21 protein-coding genes are annotated in these 24391 nt (G+C 43.8%); 11 read left to right on the top strand and 10 right to left on the bottom strand.

The genetic code is table 11. From position 1 onward, the window contains the following. Positions 1-3: 3 nt before the first annotated feature. The 4 genes from AC1DV1_RS16550 to AC1DV1_RS16535 form a co-directional block, all read right to left on the bottom strand. Positions 4-189 carry a hypothetical protein gene (locus AC1DV1_RS16550; RefSeq protein ID WP_147053179.1) on the bottom strand — a complete coding sequence of 62 codons (186 nt, stop codon included), beginning with the start codon at positions 187-189 and terminating at the stop codon, positions 4-6. Beyond that, a complete protein-coding gene (locus AC1DV1_RS16545; protein ID WP_477361120.1) occupies positions 189-1613 on the bottom strand; it encodes a DUF4178 domain-containing protein in 1425 nt (474 codons plus the stop codon). Before AC1DV1_RS16545 ends, AC1DV1_RS16550 begins: the two co-directional genes overlap by 1 nt. Position 1614: 1 nt before the next feature. Beyond that, positions 1615-1968 carry an S-adenosylmethionine decarboxylase family protein gene (locus AC1DV1_RS16540; protein WP_477361118.1) on the bottom strand — a complete coding sequence of 118 codons (354 nt, stop codon included), beginning with the start codon at positions 1966-1968 and terminating at the stop codon, positions 1615-1617. Between the two features lie 333 nt (positions 1969-2301). Then, positions 2302-2763: a redoxin domain-containing protein gene (locus AC1DV1_RS16535; RefSeq protein WP_477361116.1), complete on the bottom strand. Its 462-nt coding sequence runs from the start codon at positions 2761-2763 to the stop codon at positions 2302-2304. Positions 2764-2907: 144 nt separating this feature from the next. On the opposite strand from AC1DV1_RS16535, the gene AC1DV1_RS16530 reads away from it, so the two are divergent. Beyond that, positions 2908-4104: a redoxin domain-containing protein gene (locus AC1DV1_RS16530; RefSeq protein ID WP_477361114.1), complete on the top strand. Its 1197-nt coding sequence runs from the start codon at positions 2908-2910 to the stop codon at positions 4102-4104. A 30-nt stretch (positions 4105-4134) separates the two neighbouring features. Here AC1DV1_RS16530 and AC1DV1_RS16525 read toward each other — a convergent pair whose 3' ends face one another. Continuing rightward, positions 4135-4323, bottom strand: a complete 189-nt coding sequence (locus AC1DV1_RS16525; RefSeq protein WP_477361112.1) for a hypothetical protein — start codon at positions 4321-4323, stop codon at positions 4135-4137. A gap of 233 nt (positions 4324-4556) precedes the next feature. Beyond that, entirely contained in the window at positions 4557-4940 is a 384-nt protein-coding gene (locus tag AC1DV1_RS16520; RefSeq protein WP_477361110.1) for a hypothetical protein, read from the bottom strand. A 129-nt stretch (positions 4941-5069) separates the two neighbouring features. Between AC1DV1_RS16520 and AC1DV1_RS16515 the strand changes: the two genes are divergently transcribed. The 4 genes from AC1DV1_RS16515 to AC1DV1_RS16500 all read left to right on the top strand — a co-directional run bounded on the left by AC1DV1_RS16515 (position 5070) and on the right by AC1DV1_RS16500 (position 9917). Then, the gene (locus tag AC1DV1_RS16515; RefSeq protein ID WP_477361108.1) at positions 5070-7463 is read left to right on the top strand and encodes an ABC transporter permease; all 2394 of its coding nucleotides are present in this window, start codon (positions 5070-5072) and stop codon (positions 7461-7463) included. A 211-nt stretch (positions 7464-7674) separates the two neighbouring features. Continuing rightward, the gene (locus AC1DV1_RS16510) at positions 7675-8568 is read left to right on the top strand and encodes a DUF4349 domain-containing protein (protein WP_477361106.1); all 894 of its coding nucleotides are present in this window, start codon (positions 7675-7677) and stop codon (positions 8566-8568) included. 203 nt (positions 8569-8771) lie between these two features. Beyond that, positions 8772-9662: a DUF4349 domain-containing protein gene (locus AC1DV1_RS16505; RefSeq protein WP_477361104.1), complete on the top strand. Its 891-nt coding sequence runs from the start codon at positions 8772-8774 to the stop codon at positions 9660-9662. Positions 9663-9722: 60 nt separating this feature from the next. Continuing rightward, positions 9723-9917 (top strand): hypothetical protein, encoded by a 195-nt coding sequence (locus AC1DV1_RS16500; RefSeq protein WP_090651678.1) that lies wholly within the window; start codon positions 9723-9725, stop codon positions 9915-9917. Positions 9918-10245: 328 nt separating this feature from the next. Here AC1DV1_RS16500 and gldB read toward each other — a convergent pair whose 3' ends face one another. Further along, a complete protein-coding gene (gldB, locus tag AC1DV1_RS16495; protein ID WP_477361102.1) occupies positions 10246-11283 on the bottom strand; it encodes a gliding motility lipoprotein GldB in 1038 nt (345 codons plus the stop codon). A gap of 57 nt (positions 11284-11340) precedes the next feature. Here gldB and AC1DV1_RS16490 point away from each other — a divergent pair, with 57 nt between their 5' ends. After that, positions 11341-12990 (top strand): NAD+ synthase, encoded by a 1650-nt coding sequence (locus AC1DV1_RS16490; RefSeq protein ID WP_477361100.1) that lies wholly within the window; start codon positions 11341-11343, stop codon positions 12988-12990. Positions 12991-13162: 172 nt separating this feature from the next. Beyond that, a complete protein-coding gene (locus AC1DV1_RS16485) occupies positions 13163-16906 on the top strand; it encodes a S8 family serine peptidase (protein ID WP_477361098.1) in 3744 nt (1247 codons plus the stop codon). Between the two features lie 165 nt (positions 16907-17071). On the opposite strand, the gene AC1DV1_RS16480 is transcribed toward AC1DV1_RS16485, so the two are convergent. Next, positions 17072-17569, bottom strand: a complete 498-nt coding sequence (locus AC1DV1_RS16480; RefSeq protein ID WP_477361096.1) for a hypothetical protein — start codon at positions 17567-17569, stop codon at positions 17072-17074. A gap of 246 nt (positions 17570-17815) precedes the next feature. Between AC1DV1_RS16480 and ggt the strand changes: the two genes are divergently transcribed. The 4 genes from ggt to AC1DV1_RS16460 all read left to right on the top strand — a co-directional run bounded on the left by ggt (position 17816) and on the right by AC1DV1_RS16460 (position 22099). Beyond that, entirely contained in the window at positions 17816-19537 is a 1722-nt protein-coding gene (ggt, locus tag AC1DV1_RS16475) for a gamma-glutamyltransferase (protein WP_477361094.1), read from the top strand. A 276-nt stretch (positions 19538-19813) separates the two neighbouring features. Next, positions 19814-20257: a MarR family winged helix-turn-helix transcriptional regulator gene (locus AC1DV1_RS16470; protein ID WP_477361092.1), complete on the top strand. Its 444-nt coding sequence runs from the start codon at positions 19814-19816 to the stop codon at positions 20255-20257. 346 nt (positions 20258-20603) lie between these two features. Continuing rightward, positions 20604-21101: an FKBP-type peptidyl-prolyl cis-trans isomerase gene (locus AC1DV1_RS16465; protein WP_477361090.1), complete on the top strand. Its 498-nt coding sequence runs from the start codon at positions 20604-20606 to the stop codon at positions 21099-21101. A gap of 62 nt (positions 21102-21163) precedes the next feature. Continuing rightward, positions 21164-22099, top strand: a complete 936-nt coding sequence (locus tag AC1DV1_RS16460) for an FKBP-type peptidyl-prolyl cis-trans isomerase (protein WP_477361088.1) — start codon at positions 21164-21166, stop codon at positions 22097-22099. Between the two features lie 2 nt (positions 22100-22101). Here the strand turns inward: AC1DV1_RS16460 and AC1DV1_RS16455 are convergent, their stop codons facing one another. Together AC1DV1_RS16455 and AC1DV1_RS16450 are read right to left on the bottom strand one after the other, a co-directional pair. After that, positions 22102-23415, bottom strand: coding sequence for a cryptochrome/photolyase family protein (locus tag AC1DV1_RS16455; RefSeq protein ID WP_477361086.1), 1314 nt, complete (start codon positions 23413-23415; stop codon positions 22102-22104). Then, entirely contained in the window at positions 23408-24310 is a 903-nt protein-coding gene (locus tag AC1DV1_RS16450) for a TIGR01777 family oxidoreductase (RefSeq protein WP_477361084.1), read from the bottom strand. The genes AC1DV1_RS16455 and AC1DV1_RS16450 overlap by 8 nt, the downstream gene beginning before the upstream one ends. Positions 24311-24391: the final 81 nt, after the last annotated feature.

Below are 24391 nucleotides of genomic sequence, written 5' to 3'. Positions count from 1 at the left end.
CTGTTATTTATGATAAAACCTAACCCCGTAACCCGAGTGCGCTACGGTGCCATTATAGCTGGCATTGCGCTGCACATCGTTACTTTGCCAAAAGGCCAGGCCATCAAAAGCGGCGTATGAATAATAGCCTACAATGGCCGCCACAATGGCTATGTATATTGCATTTGATTTTATGATTCCCGTTTTCATTATTCGTCATCTTTTTGATAGGGTGAAAAATCGCTGTTCATCCAGCGGTTTGTTTCAAATTTGCGCATCCGGTACCAGCAGTATAAAGGATAAAGGCAAAGCAGGAACAAGGTAACCAATACATTGCGCCAAAGTGTAACACTTTCGGTAACCTTAATAAACAGCGATGAAACATACCTTGTGCCGGCATAAGGGTAAATGTTGATATGGTATTTACCGGCAGGAATTTCTGACAAAAGCACGGTTTGTGTATATGACCCTTCCGACCAGCTTTCGCCATCCTCATAACCATGATAGTACTCAATATCTTTTGATATGCTCCAGGTTTGGTTGTCCTTTTCGCTTACCAACTCAACCGTTGCCGATAACCAGTTGTTATCAACCTCCGAGTTTAACTCAAACTCTAAAGGTACAGGCCCATCAGGTATTGTAAATGTGGGTGTTTTAAAAGGCTTAAACTCATAATTGCCATTAGCATCTGGGGCAAAGGCGTTTAAGGAATCAACCGGGGCAGGCGCGGCGATATTTCTTAAAGAATCAAGCGCGGTTCTTACATGCTTTGATGTATCCTGCACAGGGGGCGGCATGGCCAATGCATAAGTATCAGATAGCAATACCTTTTCGGGCCTAAGCCAGATAACAGACAGCTGCACCAGCAGGAACACCAATGCCGCAACGCCGCTTATTTTATAAGCAGCCAGCCACATGGCTTTGTGTTTTGATGGCTGGTTTGCACCGATGCCAATTTTTTCGGGAAAGCTTTCAACGGGTATATTAAAAGCCGCCGCTATTTCCGCCTCTTCCAGGTATTCGCCCAGGTACCAATCGGTAACATACTTTTTGATGTTTTCCTCGCTGGTGAGCATATAAGGCGGATCTATGAACTCTTTAGCCCTTAATTTTTCAGCGGATATATCCCAGTCGAATTCACCTATCATGGCCGTTATAACCGGGCTGTAAGCGTTATATTTAAGATAGGTATTACCTTCATATTCGGCCTCGTTGCCATAAATGCAATTTACACTTGCCAAATCGGGGTAAAAATTGGCGCCGGCTATCAGGCTCCAGTGGCCATCATACTCCGATAAAAAGGCATAGCCTTTGGCGTAGTTGTATAGCATGTATTCGCGCCACTCGTACCTGGTTGCCCCCTCCTTCTTTTCCATGTAAGCAATCAGTTTGTACTCCACACCTTTTAATGTACCTGTAGTGCCTAAAGGCATAACAGGCTTAAATTTTAAAACGTGAATTTTCTCCTCAACATAAGGCCTGCCTGCTTCATTAAAAAGCAGGTAAGACCGGCATTGAGAACAAACTACAGCTTCGCAGCCCATCTGATCATAAAGCGTAATATTGTGCTGGCAACCAGGGCAGGTTATTTCGCTCGAAAAAGGGAATACTTTGGGGTTTAGTGTAGCTGCCATATTACCTTTTTACTTCGTTTTGCTGTATCTCCACGCCTTCAAAAAAAGCGATAACACCCTGGTAAATAGCGCGTGCCTTATCGTCGTTTTCTTTTTGATAGTTGGATAAAAACACATCAAAAGTGGCCATACCATACTCGGGCCAGGTATGGATAGACATATGCGACTCGGTTAAGCATACTACAGCGGTAAACCCACCGCCATCAAAATCGTGGTAAACTTCGCCAACTTTGGCTAACTGATAGGTATCGATGAGCTGATCAAACAACTGCCTGCAGGCCGCACTTGATTGTAACAGGTTAGGTTTATCGGTACTGAATTCAGATAATAAATGTAATCCGGGTTTATAAGGCATCAAGGTTATTCATTTTCGGGAATAAATATATAAAATTTATTTGACGGGAACGGGGTAGGTTTTTAATTGGTGAGGGGGATAAAAGTAAGTCGATGGCACCCTGGCATTGCTGCGCCCGATAGGGTTTGGATAATGGTAAACTTTCACACATGGCTATTATAATGAGCCCACCTAAACCCCGGCGGGTAAAGGCTCCTGCAATGCTATTAAGTTAAAAGAAGCAGAAGTGAAAAACAATATCGAACACCGAAGTTTTTCCTTCATTATTCGGTGTTCGATATTAAATCGACTTTAATTCGTTAACTCTTTGCGCGAAAAGATTTCTTATCGCCTTTATTTTACAGCTTCGGCAATGGCCTCAAAGTTTGGCAGGTCTGTAGCTACTTCCAGTACTTCGGCGTAAATGATATTTTGCTCTTCGTCGATAACAAATGCGGCACGTTTTGAAACGCCTTTCAGGCCCATCACAAAATCGGCATAAATGGCTTCGTAAGCGGTAGATACTTCCTTGTTAAAGTCTGACAACAAATCAAACTGGTAACCATTTTCTTCTTTAAACTTAGCCAGCGAAAAAGGCGAATCAACAGAGATGCCCAGTATGGTAGCGTTTAACCCATCATAATAGCCAAAGCTATCGCGCATGGTGCACAATTGCGTGGTACAAACGCCGGTGAATGCCAAAGGAAAAAAATGTAATACCACTTTACGGCCCTTAAAATCGGCCAGTGATACAGTTTTTAATGCTGATGATACTAATGTAAATTGTGGTGCCGCCTGGCCTGGTTGTAATGACATAATGGGATTTGTTTTATAATGCAAATGAATGATAATTAAACTATAATCAGCATAATTGAAAGGTAAAAATATTAGTCTATTTTAATATTATCTACCATTGCAAACACTCATAATTTCGTTAAGTTTAATGGCTAAACCTACTCTATGAAACATAAATTTCCCCTATTGTTATTACTGATGCTATTTACTTGTATAGCTTATGCCCAAAAAACAAAAGCCAAGAATAATTTTATACTAAAAGGTAGCACTACCGACCGTAAAACCCATACTGTATGGTTAACATATACTATTGGAAACCAAAGACTAAAGCGTAAAGCTTTTGTAAAAAAAGGTTCTTTTTCTTTCACCGGCTTTATCCCCAGTCCGCTTTATGCCGAATTTTATTTTAATAGCAAGCCGCTTTCAAATCACGACTGGGGTATAAATGAAGTGTTTTTAACTCCGGGGAATATGACCATTGCACTTACAGGCGATAGTACTACCAATGCTGTAATTACAGGGTCGGCCATGCAGGACGATTGGTTTAAAATAGAAAAACAAAAGCAATATATAAAAAAAGCTAAATATGAAATAAACGGAAAAATGAATGAAATATCAAGAGTTGGCAATACTCCAAAAAATCATGCTGCTGTGATGAAGCTGGGTAGCAAACTTGATAAATATAATCGACAGGAAATCGAAATAGACTATAAGTTTATTACCAAAAATCCATCCTCGTATCTAAGTCCATACTTAACCAATTATCACTTTAATGGTATACAAGAGTTGCCGCTTGACTCTGCAACTACTTTCTATAATTCATTTACCGATTCTGTAAAAAACAGCGTTGCAGGTAAAGCCTTGTGCAAAACCATCTCAAAGCACGCAGTTTCGGCACGCGGAGGTATAGCGCCGGCATTTGCCAGGAAAGATGTAGGAGGAAAAACGCTCGATCTAAAATCATTCAGAGGCAAAAATTATGTGTTACTCTATTTTTGGGCCAGTTTTAGTTTGTATAAAAGCAACGAGGCAACTCACCTGTTGAACCTATATAAAAAATACCATGCTGGTGGATTGGAGATAATAGGCATATCCCTGAACGATAATAATAAAGACTGGAAGAGAGCTATGCAGGAAAATGGATTAGAAAAATGGCATAATATTTTGATAAAATATAACGACGGCTTACAAAACCAATACAACGTTACGAGTATGCCGCCCACGGTATTAATTTTGATTGATAAAAAAGGAAATGTTGCAGGCCGATATTTGGGCGATCATGCAGCATGGGAAACAAGAGGTGATTGTGATGGTTACGTAGATATGCTTGATAAAAAACTTATCGAAGTTTTCGGCAAGTAACACTTAGCATCAGGCGACCTATAATGGTATTTAACTTAGTTTAACTTTATTTAACAACCAGGTATATGCGTTGTTACCAACCATGGTAAGCAAATAAAACCCACCTGCCATACTTAAAAACTTTATTAAAACCGCTTTCCGCAGCCTGTTAAAAACAAAGGATTTTACCAACATTAACATTTTACGGCTGGTCCTGGGGCTGGCAAATTGCCTGCTCATTGTGTTTTACGTGGTTGATGAATCAAGCTACGACAGGTTTAATACCCAAGCCAACCGAATTTACCGTGTAAATATGGATTTAAAATACGGCAGCAACTTGGCTTCATTCGCTATTACCCCACCCGAGCTGGCGGCTACTTTGACTACTGTCCTGTCAGGGTCCTTTTTCAAAGCGACCCTGACGGGACGGGATTTAACAGAACTATGACAAAAGAACACAGTCCGAATATTATTTAGTCAACTTCAGACCTATCAAGCGGTGGTTCCAAAAGAAAATTTCTCCATGCCTCAATAATTTCTTTGAAATCAGTAGTGGGGATTCTTGGCCAATCATAGCCGGCGCGATTATCATAAAAAACGGTTTCAGTACGCGTAATCTCTATTTGAATTGTTGGAGAGCCATTCTCTCTCAAACCGGAAACACCATTTAATACGTCATAAATGTCCGGAAGTAGACGCTGATCTATTTTATCAGGCTTAATCCAACACATCAGAAAAACGCCCAACGAAAATATATTAACATCTACCACTTTGTGTATTTCCTTACCAAATTGCCCCCTCTCAACGATGACGTTTTCAAATTTAATCCCGTATCGATTTTTTATTGCTTTATTCATGGTACTTTCATTAAGGTTCCCATTTGGGGTTTTAATTTAGAATTATTTTACAAAAATCAGCCTATTTTCCTTTGCCTCCTTGATTAACTAAATATTTAGTTATAGCTTTATCTTATCAACAATAAAGCTATGATCAGGAATTACCTCAAAACCGCGTTCCGTTCCCTGTTAAAAAACAAGGGGTTTACTTTTATCAATATTATAGGGCTGGCACTGGGCCTGGCAACCTGCCTGCTTATTGTGCTGTACGTGGTTGATGAGTTGAGTTACGACAGGTACAATACCAAATATGAACGCATTTACCGGGTAAACACCGATTTAAAATATGGAGGCGTAATAACTTCATTTGCCATTGCCGCGCCCCCTGTGGGCGATGCTTTAAAAAGCAATTTCCCTGAGGTTGAAAACGCGGTAAGGATTTCGCCTGCCTTAAATATCCGCTTTAAAAAAGGCAGCCAGGATATTGCCGAAGATAAAGTAATCTATTGCGACCCATCCCTGTTTTCGATATTTACCCTGCCCATGATTAATGGCGACCCGAAAACCGCGCTTAATGATCCTAACGCTATTGTACTTACCGAATCGTCGGCCATCAAATACTTTAACAAAACCGAGGTGGTGGGCCAAACACTCACCATTAATACAGATAGCATCCCGCATAAAATAACCGGGGTTGTTAAAGATGTACCGGTGCAATCGCATTTTACGGCCGGTTTCTTCCTTTCCATTTTGTCGCAGGAATCATCGCGCGACAAAACTTTTAATCATTTTAGTTTCGGCACCTATATTTTGCTGAAGCCAGGTGCAAGCCCCACCCGCCTCGAGGGCAAACTGCCTGCCCTGATGCGCCATTGGCTTAACGGCAGTATGAATATGGATAAATTTGAAAAAGGCGGTAACTATATCCGCCTGAATTTAACGCCGCTAAAAGATATACACCTGCAATCAAACCGCCAACGCGAACTGGGACCAAACGGCAACATTCAGTATGTATATATATTCTCGGCCATTGCATTATTTATATTGGTGCTGGCCTGTATCAACTTCATGAACCTTTCAACCGCCCGTGCTGCCAACCGTGCCCGCGAAGTTGGGGTGCGCAAAGTACTGGGCTCCTCGCGCTGGGCGCTCATGGTACAGTTCCTGTCCGAATCATTTATTGTTACCCTGGCAGCTACCATTTTGGCGGTGTTAGTGGCATGGACGTTGTTACCTGCATTTAACCAGCTGGCCGGGAAACAGATAACGATAAGCACGCAACTGGTTAGCTGGCTGTTACCTGCTTTGGCGATTATTATCGTTATTGTTGGTATTGTTTCCGGATCGTACCCTGCCTTTTTCCTGTCGGCCTTTCATCCTGCCCATGTTTTAAAGGGCAAAATATCAACCGGGTTTAAAGGAGGTATGCTGCGCAACTTTTTGGTGGTATTCCAGTTTTCGATATCCATTTTCCTGATCATCGGCACCATGGTAGTTTACAACCAACTCAGGTATATCCAAAATAAAGACCTTGGCTTTAACCGTGACCAGTTACTACTGGTAAAAAATGTAAACGCCTTAAACAATCCGCAGTTACTAAAACAGCAGGTAAAGCAATTACCTGGCGTGGTAAACGCCACACTTAGCGCCTACTACCCTACCAACACCACCCACTTCCCAAACAGCATCAGCAGCGAACATAAAAGCGGCTTGATGGCCGAGTACTGGTCGGTTGATGAAGATTACCTGCATACGATGGGCATGCACCTGTTAACAGGCCGCGGCTTTTCCGGCCAGTTCCGTTCCGACTCATCGGGCATGGTCATTAACCAAACAGCGGCAAATATGCTGGGCTTTAATAACAACGCCTTAAACAAAACGCTCACTACCGGGCAGGGGCCAAATGCCAGAACATATCATGTTATTGGTGTGGTAAAAGATTTCAACTTCAGTTCGTTAAGGGATAATATCAGTCCGCTGGTTATGGTGATGGACCAGGATTGGCGGCAGTTGCTTTGCGTTAAAGTGAATACCAAAAACCTGCCGCTTTTTTTAAACCAGGCAGCGCATGAGTGGAAAAAGCTTGCCCCAAACCAGCAATTTGAATACTCATTTATGGATGCCGATTTTGACGCCCTTTACCGCACCGAGCAGCGCATGGGGACCCTGTTCGCAGTATTTACCACCCTTGCCATTATGATAGCCTGCCTGGGCTTATTTGGCCTTGCGGCTTATGCCGCCAGCCAGCGTAACCGCGAAATAGGCATCCGCAAAATATTAGGTGCCGGGGTGTTCAGTTTGGTAACCATGCTATCAAAAGATTTCATCAAACTGGTACTGGTTGCCATTGCTATTGCCACCCCATTAGCCTGGCTGGCAATGCAAAAATGGCTGCAGGGATATGCTTACCGGCAAAACATCCAATGGTGGGTATTTGTGGTTACCGCGCTGGCGGCTGTTGTAATTGCCATGATAACCGTGAGCTTTCAATCTATCAAAACAGCAATAGCTAATCCTGTGGATAGTTTGAAGGAGGAGGGTTAGTTCATTGGTTCAATGGTTCATTAGTTCATTGGTGAAAAGCTGGCGAAACTTTGCGGGATATAACATCGGCGGGGTGAGTCGTCGCCAGCGTTCCGCCAAACACTTCATTAAGTCAATCTGCCCTCAACTTTAATCCCCTGATTATCTCGTACGTAGGGTTACCTAAATGGCATTTTTGGTATCAATAGTAACCAAAAAACAAATTAACATCATGAAAACAAAAATTTTTACTGCCCTTGCGGCGGGAGTATTGCTGCTGGGCGCTTGTAAGGGAGGCAGGTCGGGAAATTACGAAGCTATTAACAACAGTAGCAGCGCCGATTCGGCCACGTTGGATAGAGAAAAGATGGCCGATACTTCCCTATTTGTACAACCCAAGCTTGTAAAATCGGCCGATATGCGTTTCAAAGTAAAAAACGTACAGCAAACGGCCGAAAAAATAACAGCACTGACGGTTAAACACAACGGCATGGTAATGCATCACCAAATGGAGTCATCGGCCCAGGGTAGCCAGGATTACCGCATCAGTGGCGACTCTGTACGCAGGGTATCGGCATTCAATACCAACGAAGATATGACCATTAAAGTCCCCTCGGATAAGCTGGAGGATTTTATGTACCAGGTGGCCCATATGGGTACGCATGTTGCCCTCAGCAAAATGGATATTGAAGATAAATCGCTCGATTACTTATCTGCAAAACTAAAACTGAAGAGCCGTAAAGAATTGGTAGATCAACAAAAGAAAGGCAAGGTGACCATCAAAAATCCACTGAATGTATTATTGTTAAAGGATGATATGGTAGATGGGCAAATTGACAACCTTAAAATAGATGCTGCCGTTAAGTTCAGCGTAATTAACCTTAACTTTTATGAAAGCAATATCATCATCCAGGAAACCATCGCCAATGATGATCCATCGGCCTATCAGCTATCTTTCGGCAAACGCTTTTTCAATTCACTGGCTTATGGCTGGTTTATGTTTACCGAGTTAATTTTAGCGCTTACCAATCTTTGGGTATTTGTTTTAGCCGCGATAGGGGTATGGATTTTATTCAGATATTATAAAAGAAAACACCCGGCTTTTTTAAGTGCGATAAAACCCTGAGTAGTATTTTCATTCCTTTCGGGAACGTTGACGAAGGGTATTGAAAATGGTTTGGAGCAGATTATGGTTAGATAATACCCATGAGCGGCTGAGTCTTTAACCAACGCCCAGCTAATCATCATAACTTACTGATTTTCTTAAATATAAGGGTCACCTAAATGCCCTTTTTGGTATCAATAGTAACCAAAAAACAAATTAACATCATGAAAACAAAAATTTTTACTGCCCTTGCGGCGGGAGTATTGCTGCTGGGCGCTTGTAAGGGATCTGGCGGAAGTTACGACAACGAAAAAAGCACTAATAGCGCAGATACGGTCAGCGCATCGCCTGCTGCAGTTGCGGCCCAAACCGACAAACTTGACGATGCTAAGCTGGTTAAAACGGCCGATATGCGTGTAAAAGTAAAAGATGTTGGCAAAGCCACAGAAACGGTTACCGCCTTAACTGCAAAATATGGGGGCATGGTAATCCATCACCAAATGCAAACAACAAATGAAGGCAGCCAGGACCTTAGCGTCGGTAATGATTCTGTGATGCACATTTCTTCGTTTAGCAGCGTTGCCGATATGACAGTCAACGTTCCTCCAAATCACCTGGAAGATTTCATGAACCAGGTTGCCCGGATAGGGCTATATGTGGAGAGCAGGAAAATGAACATCGAAGATAAATCTCTTGATTACTTGTCATCAAAGCTTAAGCGCGAAAACAGGGAAAATGCGGTGAAGCAGGAGGCTAACACCGGTGAAAAGATCGACCCGGAAAAACAACTCACGGCTAAAGATGACATTGTCGACAGAAAAATTGCTAACCTTAAAACAGACCAGGATGTAAAGTTTAGTACCGTAATATTAAGTTTTTACCAAAGCAGAACGGTATTAAAAGAGGTATTACCAAGTAATGATGCATCAGCATATCAGCTGCCTGCTTCTAAACGTTTGGTTAGCGCATTAATTTATGGATGGTCGCTTTTTATCAATCTGGCCGTTGGTTTCGCCAATATCTGGGTATTCATTTTAGCAGCCATCGGCTTGTGGCTATTGTACAGGTATTATAAACGAAAACACCCGGCATTTTTCGGCACTATAAAATCATAAAAATTTAGTAGCATTTTCGGTAAACATTTCTATTTTTGCGGTACAAAAAATATCGGTATCATGGAGTCAATGGAAAACGCTAACGCAGAGAAACATTACAAACTATTAGTTGTCGCAATCATCATAGGCATTTTTGGTGTATTTATCCGTTTTGCAGGCGATGAAAACTCAGCTTATTTCTCATGGATAGCCAACGCAGCATTGTTAATTGGTACCCTGATAGCTTTAAAAGCTGTTTTCGCAATAATGAAGTAAAGCCCACCGGCCCCTGAAGGGGGAGTTTGGGAAATCATATTATAAAAGCCCTGTCCATTTTGGTCGGGGCTTTTTTGGTTCAAAGCATTACGTTTAAAATTATTTTGATCAAAAACAAAATGTCATTTCGACGAACCTAAAGGGGTTTGCGCGCAGGGGGTGAGGAGAAATCTTTTACGCCCTGCAATCAAGGTAGACCGTCGGATTCCAGGGCGTAAAAAGATTTCTCTTTCGCGCTCCCCGCAACTCCCCCCGCGTGCTCTATCGAAATGACATTTTATCTGATAAAAGCAAGTCAAAAGCTTCCTCTTCAGGGGGCTGGGGAGACCTACTTCGGCCTGTACTTTGATTCATTTAATATTTTCTGCGCATCCTTATTGGCCATCAGCTGTTGCAGGGTAACTTCGGGATGTTTATCCATATAGGCACGTACAATTTGCCAGCCCGTCCATACGGCAAGTTTGGGGGCCGATTCATTGCGTTCGCCAAGGCCGGGAGTGAAAGGAGCTTCGGTAAGGTATTTTTGAATTTTGGGATAGTCGGTTTCATACAACAGGTTCTCGTCCAAAAAGTAAGCCCATATCTTCGGCTCAAAATCGGTACACCATTTTAGCTGGTCGCGGGTGTAGCTTATTTTCAGGGTATCGCCGGCATTGGGCAAAATTTTGTCCATAAAATACATGATTTTGCCGTTGTAAATCATTTTTGTTAAAAGTGATTTATCTTCATCACTCTCGGGGAACATATCTTCGCGGGCAATGCCTTCAACCACGCGTGGTGTAATATTTTCGGGCGTAAAGTGCCTTGATAAATAATGCGGGAACGCGCTGGTGATGGAAGGGTAAAATCGCGAATTGGCGCCCAAAAACAAATCGAGCCCGATAGCAAAATACCCATCGCCTATAGATGTTTGCGCCTGGAAGCCCGAAAAGTAGCTGTAAACCCTTGGAATCCTTTTTTGCGGATAATAATATTTAATATGCTTAAATGCATCGGTAAGTTCGGCTTCCTGCTTATCCAGTTTGGGGTAAGTAGCCTCCACATCGTGCCTCAGGTCGTTATAGGCTTTGTTGGCAAACACGTTGCGCAGGGTTTTAAAATATGCGGTATCCCTAATGCTGCCCACCGGTAAAATACGCTCAATAAAATCCTGGTAAAATACTTTATACTTATTATGCAGGTGAATAGCCTGCTGCGCCATGGGCTGGGTGCGCATGGCGTCAAAATCCTGGTCAAAGCGTTCAATCTTCACCTCAAGGTCAATATTACTTACATCAACCTTTTTGTTGCGCCCGCAGGCCGACAATATCAGACCGATAAAAAAAATTAAGTAAATTTGTTTTGCTTTATACCGGGTAGTTATCATATTTATCCTTTGAGCAAAAATAATTTTTATTTGCATTAATACGTTACTATACCATCCATGAAAATTGCATTAGCCCAGCTTAACTATCATATAGGTAACTTCGAATCGAACACGGCCAAAATAATTGACCATATACTAAAAGCCAAGCAAAACGGCGCCGACCTGGTGGTTTTTGCCGAATTATGCGTGTGCGGCTATCCGGCCCGTGATTTCCTGGAATTTGACGAGTTTATTGGCCTGTGCGAAGAATCGGCAAAAAAAATAGCCGGGGTATGTATTGATATAGCCTGTATTATTGGCCTGCCAACATTTAATAATAAAACGGAAGGCAAGGATTTAAATAATTCGGCCTATTTTATTGAAGATGGTAAGGTTAAAGCCGTAGTAAATAAAGCGCTATTGCCCAATTATGATGTATTTGACGAATATCGCTATTTTGAACCATCAACCGATTTTAACTGTATTGAATTTAAAGGCAAAAAAATAGCGCTTACCATTTGTGAAGACTTGTGGAACACGATTGAAAACCCATTATACATCACCCGCCCTATGGATATTCTGATCCATCAGCAGCCTGATGTAATGATTAATATCGCGGCATCGCCATTTGCCTATAACCATGATGAAACGCGGATTGCTATTTTAAGCGATAACGCCAGCCGTTACAAGCTGCCCCTTTTATATATCAACAATATAGGCGCACAAACCGAACTGATTTTTGACGGCGGATCGCTGGTGTTTGATAATGCGGGCACACTGATAGATGAAATGCCTTATTTTGAAGAAAGCACGGCTTACTATACCCTTAATGATGATAATACCATCAGCTTTGAGCATCCAACAACCATGAAAACAGATAGGCCTGGCGATATTGAACAAATTCACCAGGGCATTGTATTAGGCATCCGCGATTATTTTTATAAATCGGGCTTCAAGCAGGCAATTTTAGGCCTGTCCGGCGGTATCGATTCTGCCGTAGTTTGCGCACTTGCTGCCGAGGCATTAGGCGCTCAAAATGTAATGGCTGTTTTGCTGCCATCCCGTTTTTCAACCGATCATTCACTGAAAGACGCCGAAGACCTGGTGGCTAACCTGGGTTGTAAAAGCGAGACCATCGCCATAAAGGATATTACCCAGGCTATAGAAACATCGCTGCACCCGCAGTTTAAAAACCTGCCGTTTAACATTGCCGAAGAGAATATCCAATCGCGCAGCAGGGCTATATTGTTAATGGCCATGTGCAATAAGTTTGGCTATATACTACTTAATACCAGCAATAAAAGCGAAGCAGCTGTGGGCTACGGCACTTTATACGGCGATATGTGCGGCGGCATTTCTGTTATAGGCGATGTATACAAAACCCAGGTATTTGCCCTGGCCCGCCATATTAATAAAGATAAAGAGATCATCCCGATAAACTCCATCGTAAAACCGCCATCGGCCGAGTTAAGGCCCGATCAAAAGGATACAGATTCGCTGCCTGAATACGACATACTGGATAAGATATTGGAAGAATATATTGAATACCGCCGCTCATCTGCCGAGATCATTAAAATGGGTTACGATGAAGCAACCGTGCGCCGGGTGATCAAGCTCACTAACTCCGCCGAGCATAAACGTTACCAAACCCCGCCGATATTACGGGTATCGCCCAAGGCGTTTGGCATGGGCCGCAGAATGCCGATAGTAGGGAAATATCTTTCGTAGGAAGAGAGCCAAGAATCAGGAGTCAAGAATCAAGACGGGAAAAACAGGTAGAAGAACAAGAAAGCGCCGGAAAAATAATTTTTTGGCGCTTTCTTGTTAACTATTTAAAAGTCTTAACTCTTGATTCTTGACTCTTGATTCTTTCCCCATAAAATACCTATATTTCAAGCCTATGAATAAGCGATACGCCGCGGTATGTACTTCTTTTTTTCTGCTGTGTATTGCAGTTCAAACATTTGCCCAGCAACCGCTGGTTAGCGATGCAAAAAAAGCCGAATTAAGCAGCTTTTCTTCGCAATTGAGGAGTACATTCATTGTAAATAAGCAACAGGCCCTTTCATTGGCGGCGCAAAAAGGCTGGCCGGTTACACGCCGGTCGCGCAATGGCAACCACGTGTTTTTACAGGGCGTAAACAGCCTTGGTTTTCCTATATATCTTACCACGCACAACAATACAACGGCCGCGGCTACAACAGGAACCAACGCCGTACAGCCAGGCGGCTCATTAGGGTTAAATCTTTCAGGATCGGGCAGCAACCTTGTTGGTAAACTGGCCATTTGGGATGGAGGTTCGGTTTATACCGCGCACCAGGAATTTGCGGGCAAAGCCATCACCATAAAAGATGGCGCTTCGGTGCTTGACCATACTACGCATGTGGCCGGCACCATGATTGCCAAAGGTGTTTACGCACCGGCAAAAGGTATGGCGTTTAACGCCAGCAGCCTGTTATCATGGGATTTTGATAACGATGTAGCTGAAATGAGCGGCGCGGCAGCAGGCTTGTTATTATCAAACCATTCTTATGGCGATGTTGCCGGTTGGGATTACAACAGCGATGCCAGCCGCTGGGAGTGGTACGGCCTGCCGGGCGATACCGTTGATTACACTTTTGGGTTTTACGATACCCGTGCCCAATCATGGGATAAAATAGCCTACACGGCCCCCTATTATCTTATTGTAGAATCGGCAGGTAACAGCAGGGCCAGCAACGGGCCGGCCATAGGTACAACCTACTACGGCTACCGCAGCCGCACCGATCAAACCATTGTAAACAAAGGCGCCCGCCCCACAACCATAAGCGACAACAGCGGCTATGACATCATCAGCACTACAGGCAACGCTAAAAACACACTGACGGTTGGCGCGGTAAATCCGCTGCCATCGGGCCCTACCAACAGGGGCGATGTGAGTATTGCCTATTTCAGCAGCTGGGGCCCTACGGATGATGGCCGCGTTAAGCCGGATATTGTGGGCGATGGGGTTAATGTAACTTCGGTAGGGATAGAGAACGCTACGTCGTACCTTACCTTATCGGGCACCTCGATGGCTGCACCAAATATCACCGGCTCGTTGTATTTGTTGCAGGAGTATTATTCGCAAAAAAACAGCGGAAGTTTCATGAAGTCGGCCACGCTGAAAGGGCTGGTTTGCCATACCGCTTTTGATGCCGGCAACGTTGGGCCCGATTATATTTACGGCTGGGGATTGCTTGATATGCCAAGAGCAGCACAGGCCATTACCGACAATGGCATTAAAAGCATGGTAAAGGAAAACTCGCTTGCCCAGGGCCAAACCCAAACATTTAATGTACTGGCATCTGGCGCCAACGCCTTGATTGCCACCATTGCCTGGACGGATCCGCAGGGAACAGTTTTGCCCGATGGCACCATTAACAGCCGCACGCCAAAACTAATTAACGACCTGGATATTAAAGTAAGCGATGGCACCACCACTTACAATGCCTGGGTTTTAGATCCCGACCATCCATCGACAGCTGCAACCACCGGCAACAACATTAGGGATAATGTAGAGCAGGTATATATTGCCAATACCATACCCGGCAAGGCTTACGCCATCACCGTATCGCACAAAGGCACTTTAACATCCGGCCCGCAGGCTTACTCGCTTATAGTTACCGGGATGGGCGGCACAGCTTATTGCTCTTCGGCACCTTTAAGTAATGCCGATTCACGCATAGATAATGTTAAGCTGGCTAATATTGACAACAGCCCGGCAGCAGGTTGCAAAAGCTATTCTGATTATACCAGTTTAACTGTTCAGCTTGAGCAGGATAAATCGTACCCGCTTAGCCTTACACTGGGTACCTGCGGCGGCAACTTCAATAAAGCAGCCAAAGTTTTTATTGACTATAACGAGAACGGAATTTTTGAAGATACCGAACTTGTAACAACCACCGGCATTATAAATGGCACCGGTACTTACAATACAACCATTAAAATACCGGCAAACGTTGCAGCCGGAACTTATAGCCTGATGCGGGTAGTACTTAGCGAAACCAATACTGCTGCAAATATTACGGCCTGTGGCAGCTATGCCAAAGGCGAAACGCAGGACTACCGGGTGCAGTTTTTACAAACCAGTATTGATGCCGGCGTGCTATCTATAGTTAACCCGGGGTCAAGCGGGGCATGTTCGGCAAGTACACCGGTTACCATCGCGGTTAAAAACTTTGGCAGCGCGGCTATTACCAACATTCCATTAACCGTAAAAATAACTGCCGCCGACAATACCGTAACTACTTTTACCGGTACTTACAAGGGCACCCTTGCCCCCGGCGATCAGGATAACTTTACCTTCGCCCAAAACTTTAATGCCCTGGCCGGCGCCACTTATACCATAACGGCCATCAGCAATTTAACCGGCGATCCTGTAAAAACCAACGATACCGTTACCACAACCATCGTCATCAACACACCATCGGCAATAGGCGATTTAAGTGCCTATTATTGTACCGATACCAAACAATACCAACTATTAGGGCAGGGCGATGGCACCATGCTTTGGTATCAAAACATTAACGATGCTATACCCATTGCGGCAGGCAGCCCTGCCAATACCACGGCAACTCCTGTAAACAATACCTTTTATGCAGGTGTAAATGATTTTAAGGGGACAGTTGGGCCAGCAACAAAAAACGTTTTTACGGGTGGCGGGTATAACCAATTTACGCCGTCGGTGATTGTTAACACTAAAGTTCCGGTGGTTATTCAGTCGGCACGTTTGTATATTGGCAATTCGGGCAAAATAACATTTAACGTAAGCAACAGCAGCGGGCAGGTTGTGGCCACTACAACTATCAACGCACAGGCCACCCGCACCACCCCCCTACCCGGCGCACAGGCCGATGACCCGGCCGACCAGGGCAAAGTATATGACCTTAACCTGGAGCTGCCGGCAGCCGGTAATTACTTAATATCTATTGCCTATGATAACACGGCCACCATATACCGTAATAATGCAGGCGTAACAAGTTATCCTTTTAGCATCGGCAACATCTTCAGCATTCTGGGTAACGATGCCACCGGTGATAATGCCGCCGACACCAATTACTACAAAGGTTTCTATTACTATTTTTATGATATGAAGTTACAAAGCCTGGGCTGTGCTTCGGCGGCGCGTAAAGCGGTTACCTTAACCAAACCTGTTATTGTGCAAAGCAACAATACCTTAAACTCCAGCTTTACAACAGGCAACCAGTGGCTGTTAAACGGCAAGCCCATACAGGGTGCCGCCGGCGCTACGTTTGACCCTTTGCAAAGCGGGAATTACCAGGTTGTTGATACGCTTGCCAGCGGTTGCGCGGTAATATCGGATGTATTTGCCTATGCCCGCACGGCAACCAATGTTGATAAATCTACCGATATTGGTTTAACCGTTTTCCCGGTACCGGCAAGCACCAACCTGTATGTGGTTTTTAAAGCCAATGCCGCTACAGATCTTGACTTATCCTTTATAAACTCAGTTGGGCAAACCATAGTTTCCGAAAAGCAAAGCATCCCGCAGGGCAATTTCAGCACAGTTATGAATGTAACAGGAGTGCAGCCCGGTGTGTATATATTAAGGGCCACACTGGGCAGCAAGGCTTATGCTAAGAAGGTGATTGTGGTGCATTAAGCCTCACCTAAACAGCGTAGCTATCATGAGTGCCAAAGCAAATTTAAAATGCGAATAATCCTCTCCAAAGGAGAGGACTTTTGATTTGCGTAATGGCAAATTTCGAGGTATTTAATTGAATATTCAAGAACCCTCTCCTTTGGAGAGGGCAGGGTGAGGCTCTCTTTACTGAAAAATATACTTCACGCCAACACCGGGCGCGATATCAAAAAACGGACCGGTAGCTACTTCAAGGCGCGGGTTCAGATCAAGGCTTACGGCAATGGGGCTGTTGGGTATTACCCACTCCAGGCCTGCCACACCATCGGCGCCAAATAAAAGATGCCTGTCTTTATAATATTGGGCATCGCTGCCAAAACGTTTGTAATAACCACTGCCTATCGAGCCTAAGTGACCGCCAAAACCATAAAAAAAGTTTAGCTTATCAACATTAAAAGCACGGGTATGAATTTCGTACAAACCGGTAATTACTATACCATGATCGCGTATGCCCAGGATACCTTCAATAGCCGTAGTCTGGTTCAAAAAATATTTTCCTGATGGGCCTATCTCATAAGCGCCAAACTTTAAACCGGCCGCGGCCTTGTAATCCTGCGCCTGCGAACGCTGGTTTATCAATAAAAACGAAACCGATAACGACAGGATGTAAATGATTTTTTTCATGTAGTAGTTTTAGTAAATGAATTAAACAGGTAATGCAATGACATTTGAATTTAACATAGGTTTAACCCATTTTAGACCCAAATGTTCAGGTAAATAAACGTTCAAATATGCTTTTTATGCTATTTCGGCTTAAAATCGACGCCAAATTGTGCCCAGTCCATTGATTTTCAACCCCAAATAATGAGCTTTTTCCGTGGGTTTTTGCCTATAAATAGGTTACTTTAGTGAAAATAATTTTAGTTGATAATGATATTACACTCTTTTAAAATAAAAAACAACAAACATCTTGGCCTTGCTATGGCGGTACTTTTGTTTATACCCGCCGGATACGTACATGGGCAATCAGGTATAAGCAATACTGGCCAATACAGTAATGGGCTGGTAGTTTGCGCTTATCCGGATGCTTCGCAGGTGGGGGTTGATATTTTAAAGAAAGGCGGCACCGCTGTTGATGCCGCCGTGGCTGTACATTTTGCATTAACCGTTACGCACCCGCAGGCGGGCAATATCGGCGGCGGAGGGTTTATGGTCTTCCGCTCGGGCAAGGGTAAAACCAGCACGCTTGATTTCAGGGAAAAAGGCCCTGGTGCCGCTAGTGCAAATATGTATCTTGATTCGGCAGGGAATGTAATTCCGGATATGAGCCTGTATACCCACCAGGCCTCGGGAGTCCCCGGATCGGTAGATGGGATGGTAACCGCCCACAAAAAATACGGCAAATTGAAATGGGCCGACCTGGTGCAGCCGGCAATTGACCTGGCCCGTAACGGATTTAAAATAACCAAACACCTGGCCAGCGACCTTAACCGCACCCAGGCTCAATTTATAAAACTGAACCCCGGCAAAAACTATCTTTTAAAACAAGGCGGATGGAAAGAAGGCGATGTACTGGTGCAGGAAGACCTTGCCAAAACATTCGAGTTTATCCGCGATAAAGGCCGCGACGGTTTTTATGATGGCGTAGTAGCCAACCAGATTGTTGCCGAAATGAAAAACGGCAGCGGGCTGATGACCAAAGAAGATCTTAAAAATTACCATTCGGTTTGGCGCGAGGCTATAACAGGCAATTACAAGGGGTACAAAATAATTACCATGCCGCCACCATCAAGCGGAGGCATTGCGTTACTGCAGTTACTTCAATCTGTAGAAAAATATCCTTTAAAACGATGGGGCTATAACCAGGATTCGACCATCAGGTTAATTGTTGAGGCCGAACGCCGGGTGTACGCCGATCGCTCTAAATACCTTGGCGACCCTGATTTTTATAAAGTACCTGTTGATAGCCTGCTTAAACCAGCGTACATCACATCACGAATGAGTAATTTTAGCTGGGATGCAGCCACACCAAGCGCCAGCATAAAACCCGGCACTTTTGTTGGATACGAGAGCGACCAAACCACCCACTACTCGATAGTAGATAAGGATGGTAATGCGGTATCCATCACCACTACGCTAAATGATAGTTTCGGATCTAAAATATTTGTAAACGGCGCGGGTTTCTTATTAAATAATGAAATGGACGATTTTAGCTCGAAACCCGGCGTACCTAACATGTACGGCCTGGTGGGTGGCAAAGCCAACAGCATTCAGCCGGGCAAACGCATGCTATCATCCATGACGCCAACCATCATCGAAAAAGACGGCAAGCTGTTTATGGTAGTGGGCACTCCTGGCGGCTCTACCATTATAACCTCTGTTTTTCAAACGATATTGAATGTGATAGAGTTTGACCAAAACATGCAAAAGGCAGTAAGCTCCAAACGTTTCCACTCCCAGTGGTTGCCGGATGAAGTTGTTTTTGAGCGGGATGGCGTTGATAGTGCAACCATATCCAGGCTTGAGGCCAAAGGCTACAAAACAAAACCCACCGGAGGTATAGGCCGCGTAGATGCCATCCTGAAAAAACCATCAGGCTACTACGAAGGCGGCGCTGACCCAAGGGGGGATGATACAACAGTAGGATATTAGCGTATTTGTTTTACGTTGTACGTGATACGTTTACGGTTATCAGGAGGGTAGCTTTCCTTTATCGTAATTGCTCCGCAGAAACAGATAATCGTACGATAAGATAAACGTATAACTTACAACTTATCCAGCACAACACGGTTGAAACGTTTTACGTTGATTAAAGGTGAAGAAAATAAGATGTACTTTCGCAACGTTGTTACAACAGAAACCGTAATTGCTTAGGGAAACCGAAAATAAAAACGTATCACGTACAACGTATAACCTATACTATTAAAGATGCATAAAGGCGTAAAGCACCAGGAAACCATCGATTATTTTTTGAAGATTGTGTGGCAAACCGTGGCCAACAGGTATAACCAGTTGGTTACAGAGTTTGGCATTACACAATCTATCGGCTACCTGTTAATCAATATCGACGAAAACGAAGGCACCACGGTATCGCAGGCGGCAGCTTTACTGGGCCTTAAATCAACCAGCTTATCAAGGATGCTCAGCCAGCTGGAAAAAACCGGGCTTATTTACCGCGAATCAAACCAGGGCGACAAACGCTCGGTAAAAATTTACCTGACCGAACTTGGCAAAGAAAAACGCCACCAGGCCCGCGCCGTAGTAAAACAGTTTAACAATTACCTTAACGAGCACATCAGCGAAGCTGATAAAGAGTACCTTACCGAAATGCTCAAAAAGATCAATAAACTTACCATTAACTATAAACCTTAATTAGTCATTAGTCATTAGTCATTAGTCATTAGTCATTAGTCATTAGTCATTAGTCATTAGTCATTAGTCATTAGTCATTAGTCATTAAGGGCCAAGTTTGATTGGCTAACGATTGTTTTAATTTTTTAATAAATCCACCAATGACAGCGAAGCGAAATGACCAATGACAAGCGCAGCGATAATGACCAATGACAAAAAGCACAGATAATTTTTTTGATTGGAATACGTTTTTTGCTGATACAGATGTTTTTGTATACCACTGCGGTGCTTTTTTTAATTGAATGTGTTAAAAAATGTTAAGCTGCCGTTTTTCTATTATAAAAGAATAAATTTGCCTTTTGAAAAAATGAACAGGTTACTGGTTTTGTTATTGGTTTTGATGGCTGGCTTGGGCGCATGTAAAAAATCTGTCGACCCGATGGTGCAGTATAATATTCAAAAGGGTGTTGATGATAAGATCATAAGCGATTATGTAGCAGCACACCCCGGGGACAGTGCCAAAAGAATTGACACCACCGGGGTATATTATATTATTAAAACAGGCGAGGGAGGTTCAGGCAACGATTTGTATACCAGTTCCACAACCATAACAGTAGGATTTACGGGGCAAATACTAACTACCGGTTTTACATTTGCGCAAACCAATAATTTTCACCCGTCGTACACATTAGGGAGCGTGATAAGGGGATGGCAGTTGGGTGTGCCACAGATAAAAAAGGGGGGCAAAGTGCGGTTATTGATACCATCACGCTACGCTTACGGCCCATATGCACAGGATTCGATACATTTGCCGGCAAATTCGGTGCTTGATTTTAACATACAGCTTTATAACGTAACAAACTAAAAGACAATAATGAAGGTAAAGGCTGATAATTACGCGCCGCTTACCGGTAACAAATAATATAAATGAGAAAAATTACTTTTACGCTTTTATTCCTTATTTCTGTAGGGTTATTATCTTGCCGCAAAACCAGCGACGATCCGAATATTACGCAATACGACGCCACCAATATCCAAAACTACATTAAAGCCAATGGCCTTACCGGAATGGTACGCGATACATCCGATGGGGATACCAGCGGTATTTATTACCAGATACTATCGCAGGGCGCCACTACTACACCTATGGCCTATTCGGATACCGTAAAATTTGTATTTACCTTAAAATCATTTGACGGAAAGTATACTAATTTAGATTCGCTTACAAACAATCATTATGATGGCTTTGTGGGGCACATCAACTCCGGCTCCGGCCTTCCTAAGGGCCTCCAGATAGCCATCCATAACATTATCAAGTATAAAGGCACCAGGGCACGAATATTGATACCATCTCGTTTGGCATATGGCGTTAATGGTTCTGGCAGCGGTAGTTCCAGTAACGTAAACACTCGTATTGCCGGTAACCAATGCCTGGATTACTATGTAAACGTAGTTTCTGATCAAAATTTATATGACGATCAAATCATCAACAATTACAAAACGACGAATAGTTTAACCGGCTTTACCAAAACACCTGGAGGTTATTATTACAAGGTAACCATCCCGGGTACGGGTACAGATCCGTTAGATCAATATTCCACCTTTACTGCGACTTACAGCGGCAAGTATTTAACAGGTGTACAGTTTGATGCAAGCGCTACTGACGGTACCGCCTCGTCGTTATCTATTGATAGTGTGGTACCAGGTGTTGCACAAGGCCTCCAGGGACTAACAACTGGTGCAGCAGTTACACTTCTGCTGCCATCAAGATATGCTTACGGAAGAGGAGGTAACAGTGCCGCAAGCATAGCTGGCAACGTTAGTATGCGGTTTGATTTTACAGTAGTTACCATAACTAACTAATATTACTTTGCCAATGCGGCTTTAAAAGCTTTTAAACAACGGTCGCGTGCAAAGGCGTGATCGATAATGGGTTTAGGATACTTGCTGAAATCGGCATATTCCGGAACCCATTTTTTTATGTACTTCAGTTCAGGGTCAAACTTTTTGGTTTGCGATTCGGGATTAAAAATCCTGAAATAAGGCGCAGCGTCAGTACCCGAGCCTGCAGCCCATTGCCAGCCGCCAACATTGCTGGCCATCTCGTAATCTAACAGCTTACGGGCAAAGTAATGTTCGCCCCAACGCCAGTCAATCAGCAAATCTTTGGTTAAAAAGCTGGCTACAATCATGCGCACCCGGTTGTGCATAAAACCTGTTGCATTTAACTCCCGCATACCCGCGTCAATAATCGGGTAGCCGGTTTGTCCTTCGCACCAGGCTTTAAACTGGCCTTCATCATTTACCCATTTTATCCGGTCGTATTCGGGTCTGAAAGCAGAATCCATCGTATGTGGAAAATGGTGCAGTATCATCATATAAAATTCCCGCCATATCAGCTCGTTCAGCCAGGTTTTGTTGTGATGGGCGTGCGCTGTTTTAGTCAACTCACGAATGCTTACCGTGCCAAAACGAAGGTGTAAGCCGATATGCGAGGTGCCTTTGCTGGCAGGAAAATCCCGCTTTGCTGCATAGTCGCCAATTATCTCTTTGTATTCCTGGTCGGGAAAGTTGGCTTCACTTTTTACAAAACCCATCTCATTTAATGACGGTAGCGGCAGGTGATGAATTTCCACCAGCTTGTCGAGGTATTTTTCGGTGAGGTAGCTTTTTAAAAAAAATGGCTTAAGCGTTGCGTACCATTTGCGCTGATAAGGCGTATAAACCGTATAAGGCTTACCATCATCCTTGGTAACCTCATCTTTTTCGAAAATTACCTGGTCTTTAAAAGTATGGAAGGCGATTCCGTGCTGTTTTAGTTTCTCCTTTACAACGTCATCGCGTTTCGTCGCGTAGGGTTCATAATCATGGTTGGTGTATACTGCTGCAAGTGGGTATTCTTTGATGATCTTGTCCCAGGCATTGGTTGCCTTGTCATACACAACCAGCAAACTGCTGCCATGTTTATGTAGCTGGCTGCGCAGGTTTTCGATGGTATTATAAATGAAAGTTACCCTTGCATCGCTTTTATCTTCCAGCTTATCCAGTATCTCCTGATCAAAAATAAATACGGGCAAAACCGGGTTGCCACTTTTTAACGCCCGGTACAAACCGGCATTGTCATTTAAACGCAAATCGCGCCGAAACCAGAAGATGGTAACGGGTGTGTTATTATCCATAAATCTCTTTTAATGCATCGGCTACTTCGGGGTATTTAAAACTGAAGCCCGCATCCGTAATTTTTTGTGCCGATACTTTGGTACTTCCCAAAACCAGTGAACTCATTTCGCCCAACAACAGTTTCAGTAAAAACGCCGGAACCCTTGGAGCCCATAGTGGCTTACGCATCTGGCGGGCCACCGCTTGTACCATTTGCGCGTTGGTAACCGGGTTTGGCGCCACCATATTGTACACGCCTTTCAGGCCCTTATTTTCGATGCCGAAAAGGTACATATCAATTACGTCCTGCCAATGAACCCACGGGATCCATTGTTTGCCGGTGCCTATAGGCGAGCCAACATATAATTTTACCGGGAGCGCCAACATTGGTAATGCCCCAGCATCTTTATCCAAAACCACACCCGTACGGAATTTTAATATCCGCAGCCCCAATTTTTCGCCTTCGTTAACAGCGGCTTCCCATTCAACACAACATTGGGATATAAAATCATGAGTAGGTGCACTGGCTTCTGTCAGCAGCTCATCGCCCCTATCATTATAATAGCCAATGCCCGAAGCGGATATTACCGTTGCAACCTTATTGGCCCTGTTTTTTACCAGGTCATAAATAAGCGCTATTGATTTGGTACGGCTTTCGACTATCTCTTTTTTGCGTTCATCTGTCCAGCGCTTATCGGCAATACCGGCGCCAGCCAGGTGAATAATAGTATCTACGCCATCAATGCAATGCTCATCAATAGCGCCTTTATTTACATCCCACAAAAAGGTTTTAACGTTATTGTCGCCACCAGGTGTCCTGCTCAGCACGCTTACCTGGTAGCCTTTGCCCAGCAAATGCTTACTTAACCGTTTACCTAAGCCGCCCGAGCCGCCTGTTATTAATATATTGTTCATTTTTCCGTTCATTGATTCATTAGTTCATTGGTAAAGAGCTCATTAGAATAGTTTATAAATTAATAATCCACCAGAAAAGAC

This window comes from Mucilaginibacter sp. P4_D1 (assembly GCF_056401935.1).
The sequence above is the reverse complement of the archived record's forward strand: the minus strand, read 5'-3'. Positions and strand labels throughout refer to the sequence as shown.

Excerpts from the sequence above, each read along its gene's own strand:
- AC1DV1_RS16550 (WP_147053179.1), bottom strand. The coding sequence starts at position 189 with ATGAAAACGGGAATCATAAAATCAAATGCAATATACATAGCCATTGTG.
- AC1DV1_RS16545 (WP_477361120.1), bottom strand. The coding sequence starts at position 1,613 with ATGGCAGCTACACTAAACCCCAAAGTATTCCCTTTTTCGAGCGAAATA.
- AC1DV1_RS16540 (WP_477361118.1), bottom strand. The coding sequence starts at position 1,968 with ATGCCTTATAAACCCGGATTACATTTATTATCTGAATTCAGTACCGAT.
- AC1DV1_RS16535 (WP_477361116.1), bottom strand. The coding sequence starts at position 2,763 with ATGTCATTACAACCAGGCCAGGCGGCACCACAATTTACATTAGTATCA.
- AC1DV1_RS16530 (WP_477361114.1), top strand. The coding sequence starts at position 2,908 with ATGAAACATAAATTTCCCCTATTGTTATTACTGATGCTATTTACTTGT.
- AC1DV1_RS16525 (WP_477361112.1), bottom strand. The coding sequence starts at position 4,323 with ATGAGCAGGCAATTTGCCAGCCCCAGGACCAGCCGTAAAATGTTAATG.
- AC1DV1_RS16520 (WP_477361110.1), bottom strand. The coding sequence starts at position 4,940 with ATGAATAAAGCAATAAAAAATCGATACGGGATTAAATTTGAAAACGTC.
- AC1DV1_RS16515 (WP_477361108.1), top strand. The coding sequence starts at position 5,070 with ATGATCAGGAATTACCTCAAAACCGCGTTCCGTTCCCTGTTAAAAAAC.
- AC1DV1_RS16510 (WP_477361106.1), top strand. The coding sequence starts at position 7,675 with ATGAAAACAAAAATTTTTACTGCCCTTGCGGCGGGAGTATTGCTGCTG.
- AC1DV1_RS16505 (WP_477361104.1), top strand. The coding sequence starts at position 8,772 with ATGAAAACAAAAATTTTTACTGCCCTTGCGGCGGGAGTATTGCTGCTG.
- AC1DV1_RS16500 (WP_090651678.1), top strand. The coding sequence starts at position 9,723 with ATGGAGTCAATGGAAAACGCTAACGCAGAGAAACATTACAAACTATTA.
- gldB (WP_477361102.1), bottom strand. The coding sequence starts at position 11,283 with ATGATAACTACCCGGTATAAAGCAAAACAAATTTACTTAATTTTTTTT.
- AC1DV1_RS16490 (WP_477361100.1), top strand. The coding sequence starts at position 11,341 with ATGAAAATTGCATTAGCCCAGCTTAACTATCATATAGGTAACTTCGAA.
- AC1DV1_RS16485 (WP_477361098.1), top strand. The coding sequence starts at position 13,163 with ATGAATAAGCGATACGCCGCGGTATGTACTTCTTTTTTTCTGCTGTGT.
- AC1DV1_RS16480 (WP_477361096.1), bottom strand. The coding sequence starts at position 17,569 with ATGAAAAAAATCATTTACATCCTGTCGTTATCGGTTTCGTTTTTATTG.
- ggt (WP_477361094.1), top strand. The coding sequence starts at position 17,816 with ATGATATTACACTCTTTTAAAATAAAAAACAACAAACATCTTGGCCTT.
- AC1DV1_RS16470 (WP_477361092.1), top strand. The coding sequence starts at position 19,814 with ATGCATAAAGGCGTAAAGCACCAGGAAACCATCGATTATTTTTTGAAG.
- AC1DV1_RS16465 (WP_477361090.1), top strand. The coding sequence starts at position 20,604 with ATGAACAGGTTACTGGTTTTGTTATTGGTTTTGATGGCTGGCTTGGGC.
- AC1DV1_RS16460 (WP_477361088.1), top strand. The coding sequence starts at position 21,164 with ATGAGAAAAATTACTTTTACGCTTTTATTCCTTATTTCTGTAGGGTTA.
- AC1DV1_RS16455 (WP_477361086.1), bottom strand. The coding sequence starts at position 23,415 with ATGGATAATAACACACCCGTTACCATCTTCTGGTTTCGGCGCGATTTG.
- AC1DV1_RS16450 (WP_477361084.1), bottom strand. The coding sequence starts at position 24,310 with ATGAACAATATATTAATAACAGGCGGCTCGGGCGGCTTAGGTAAACGG.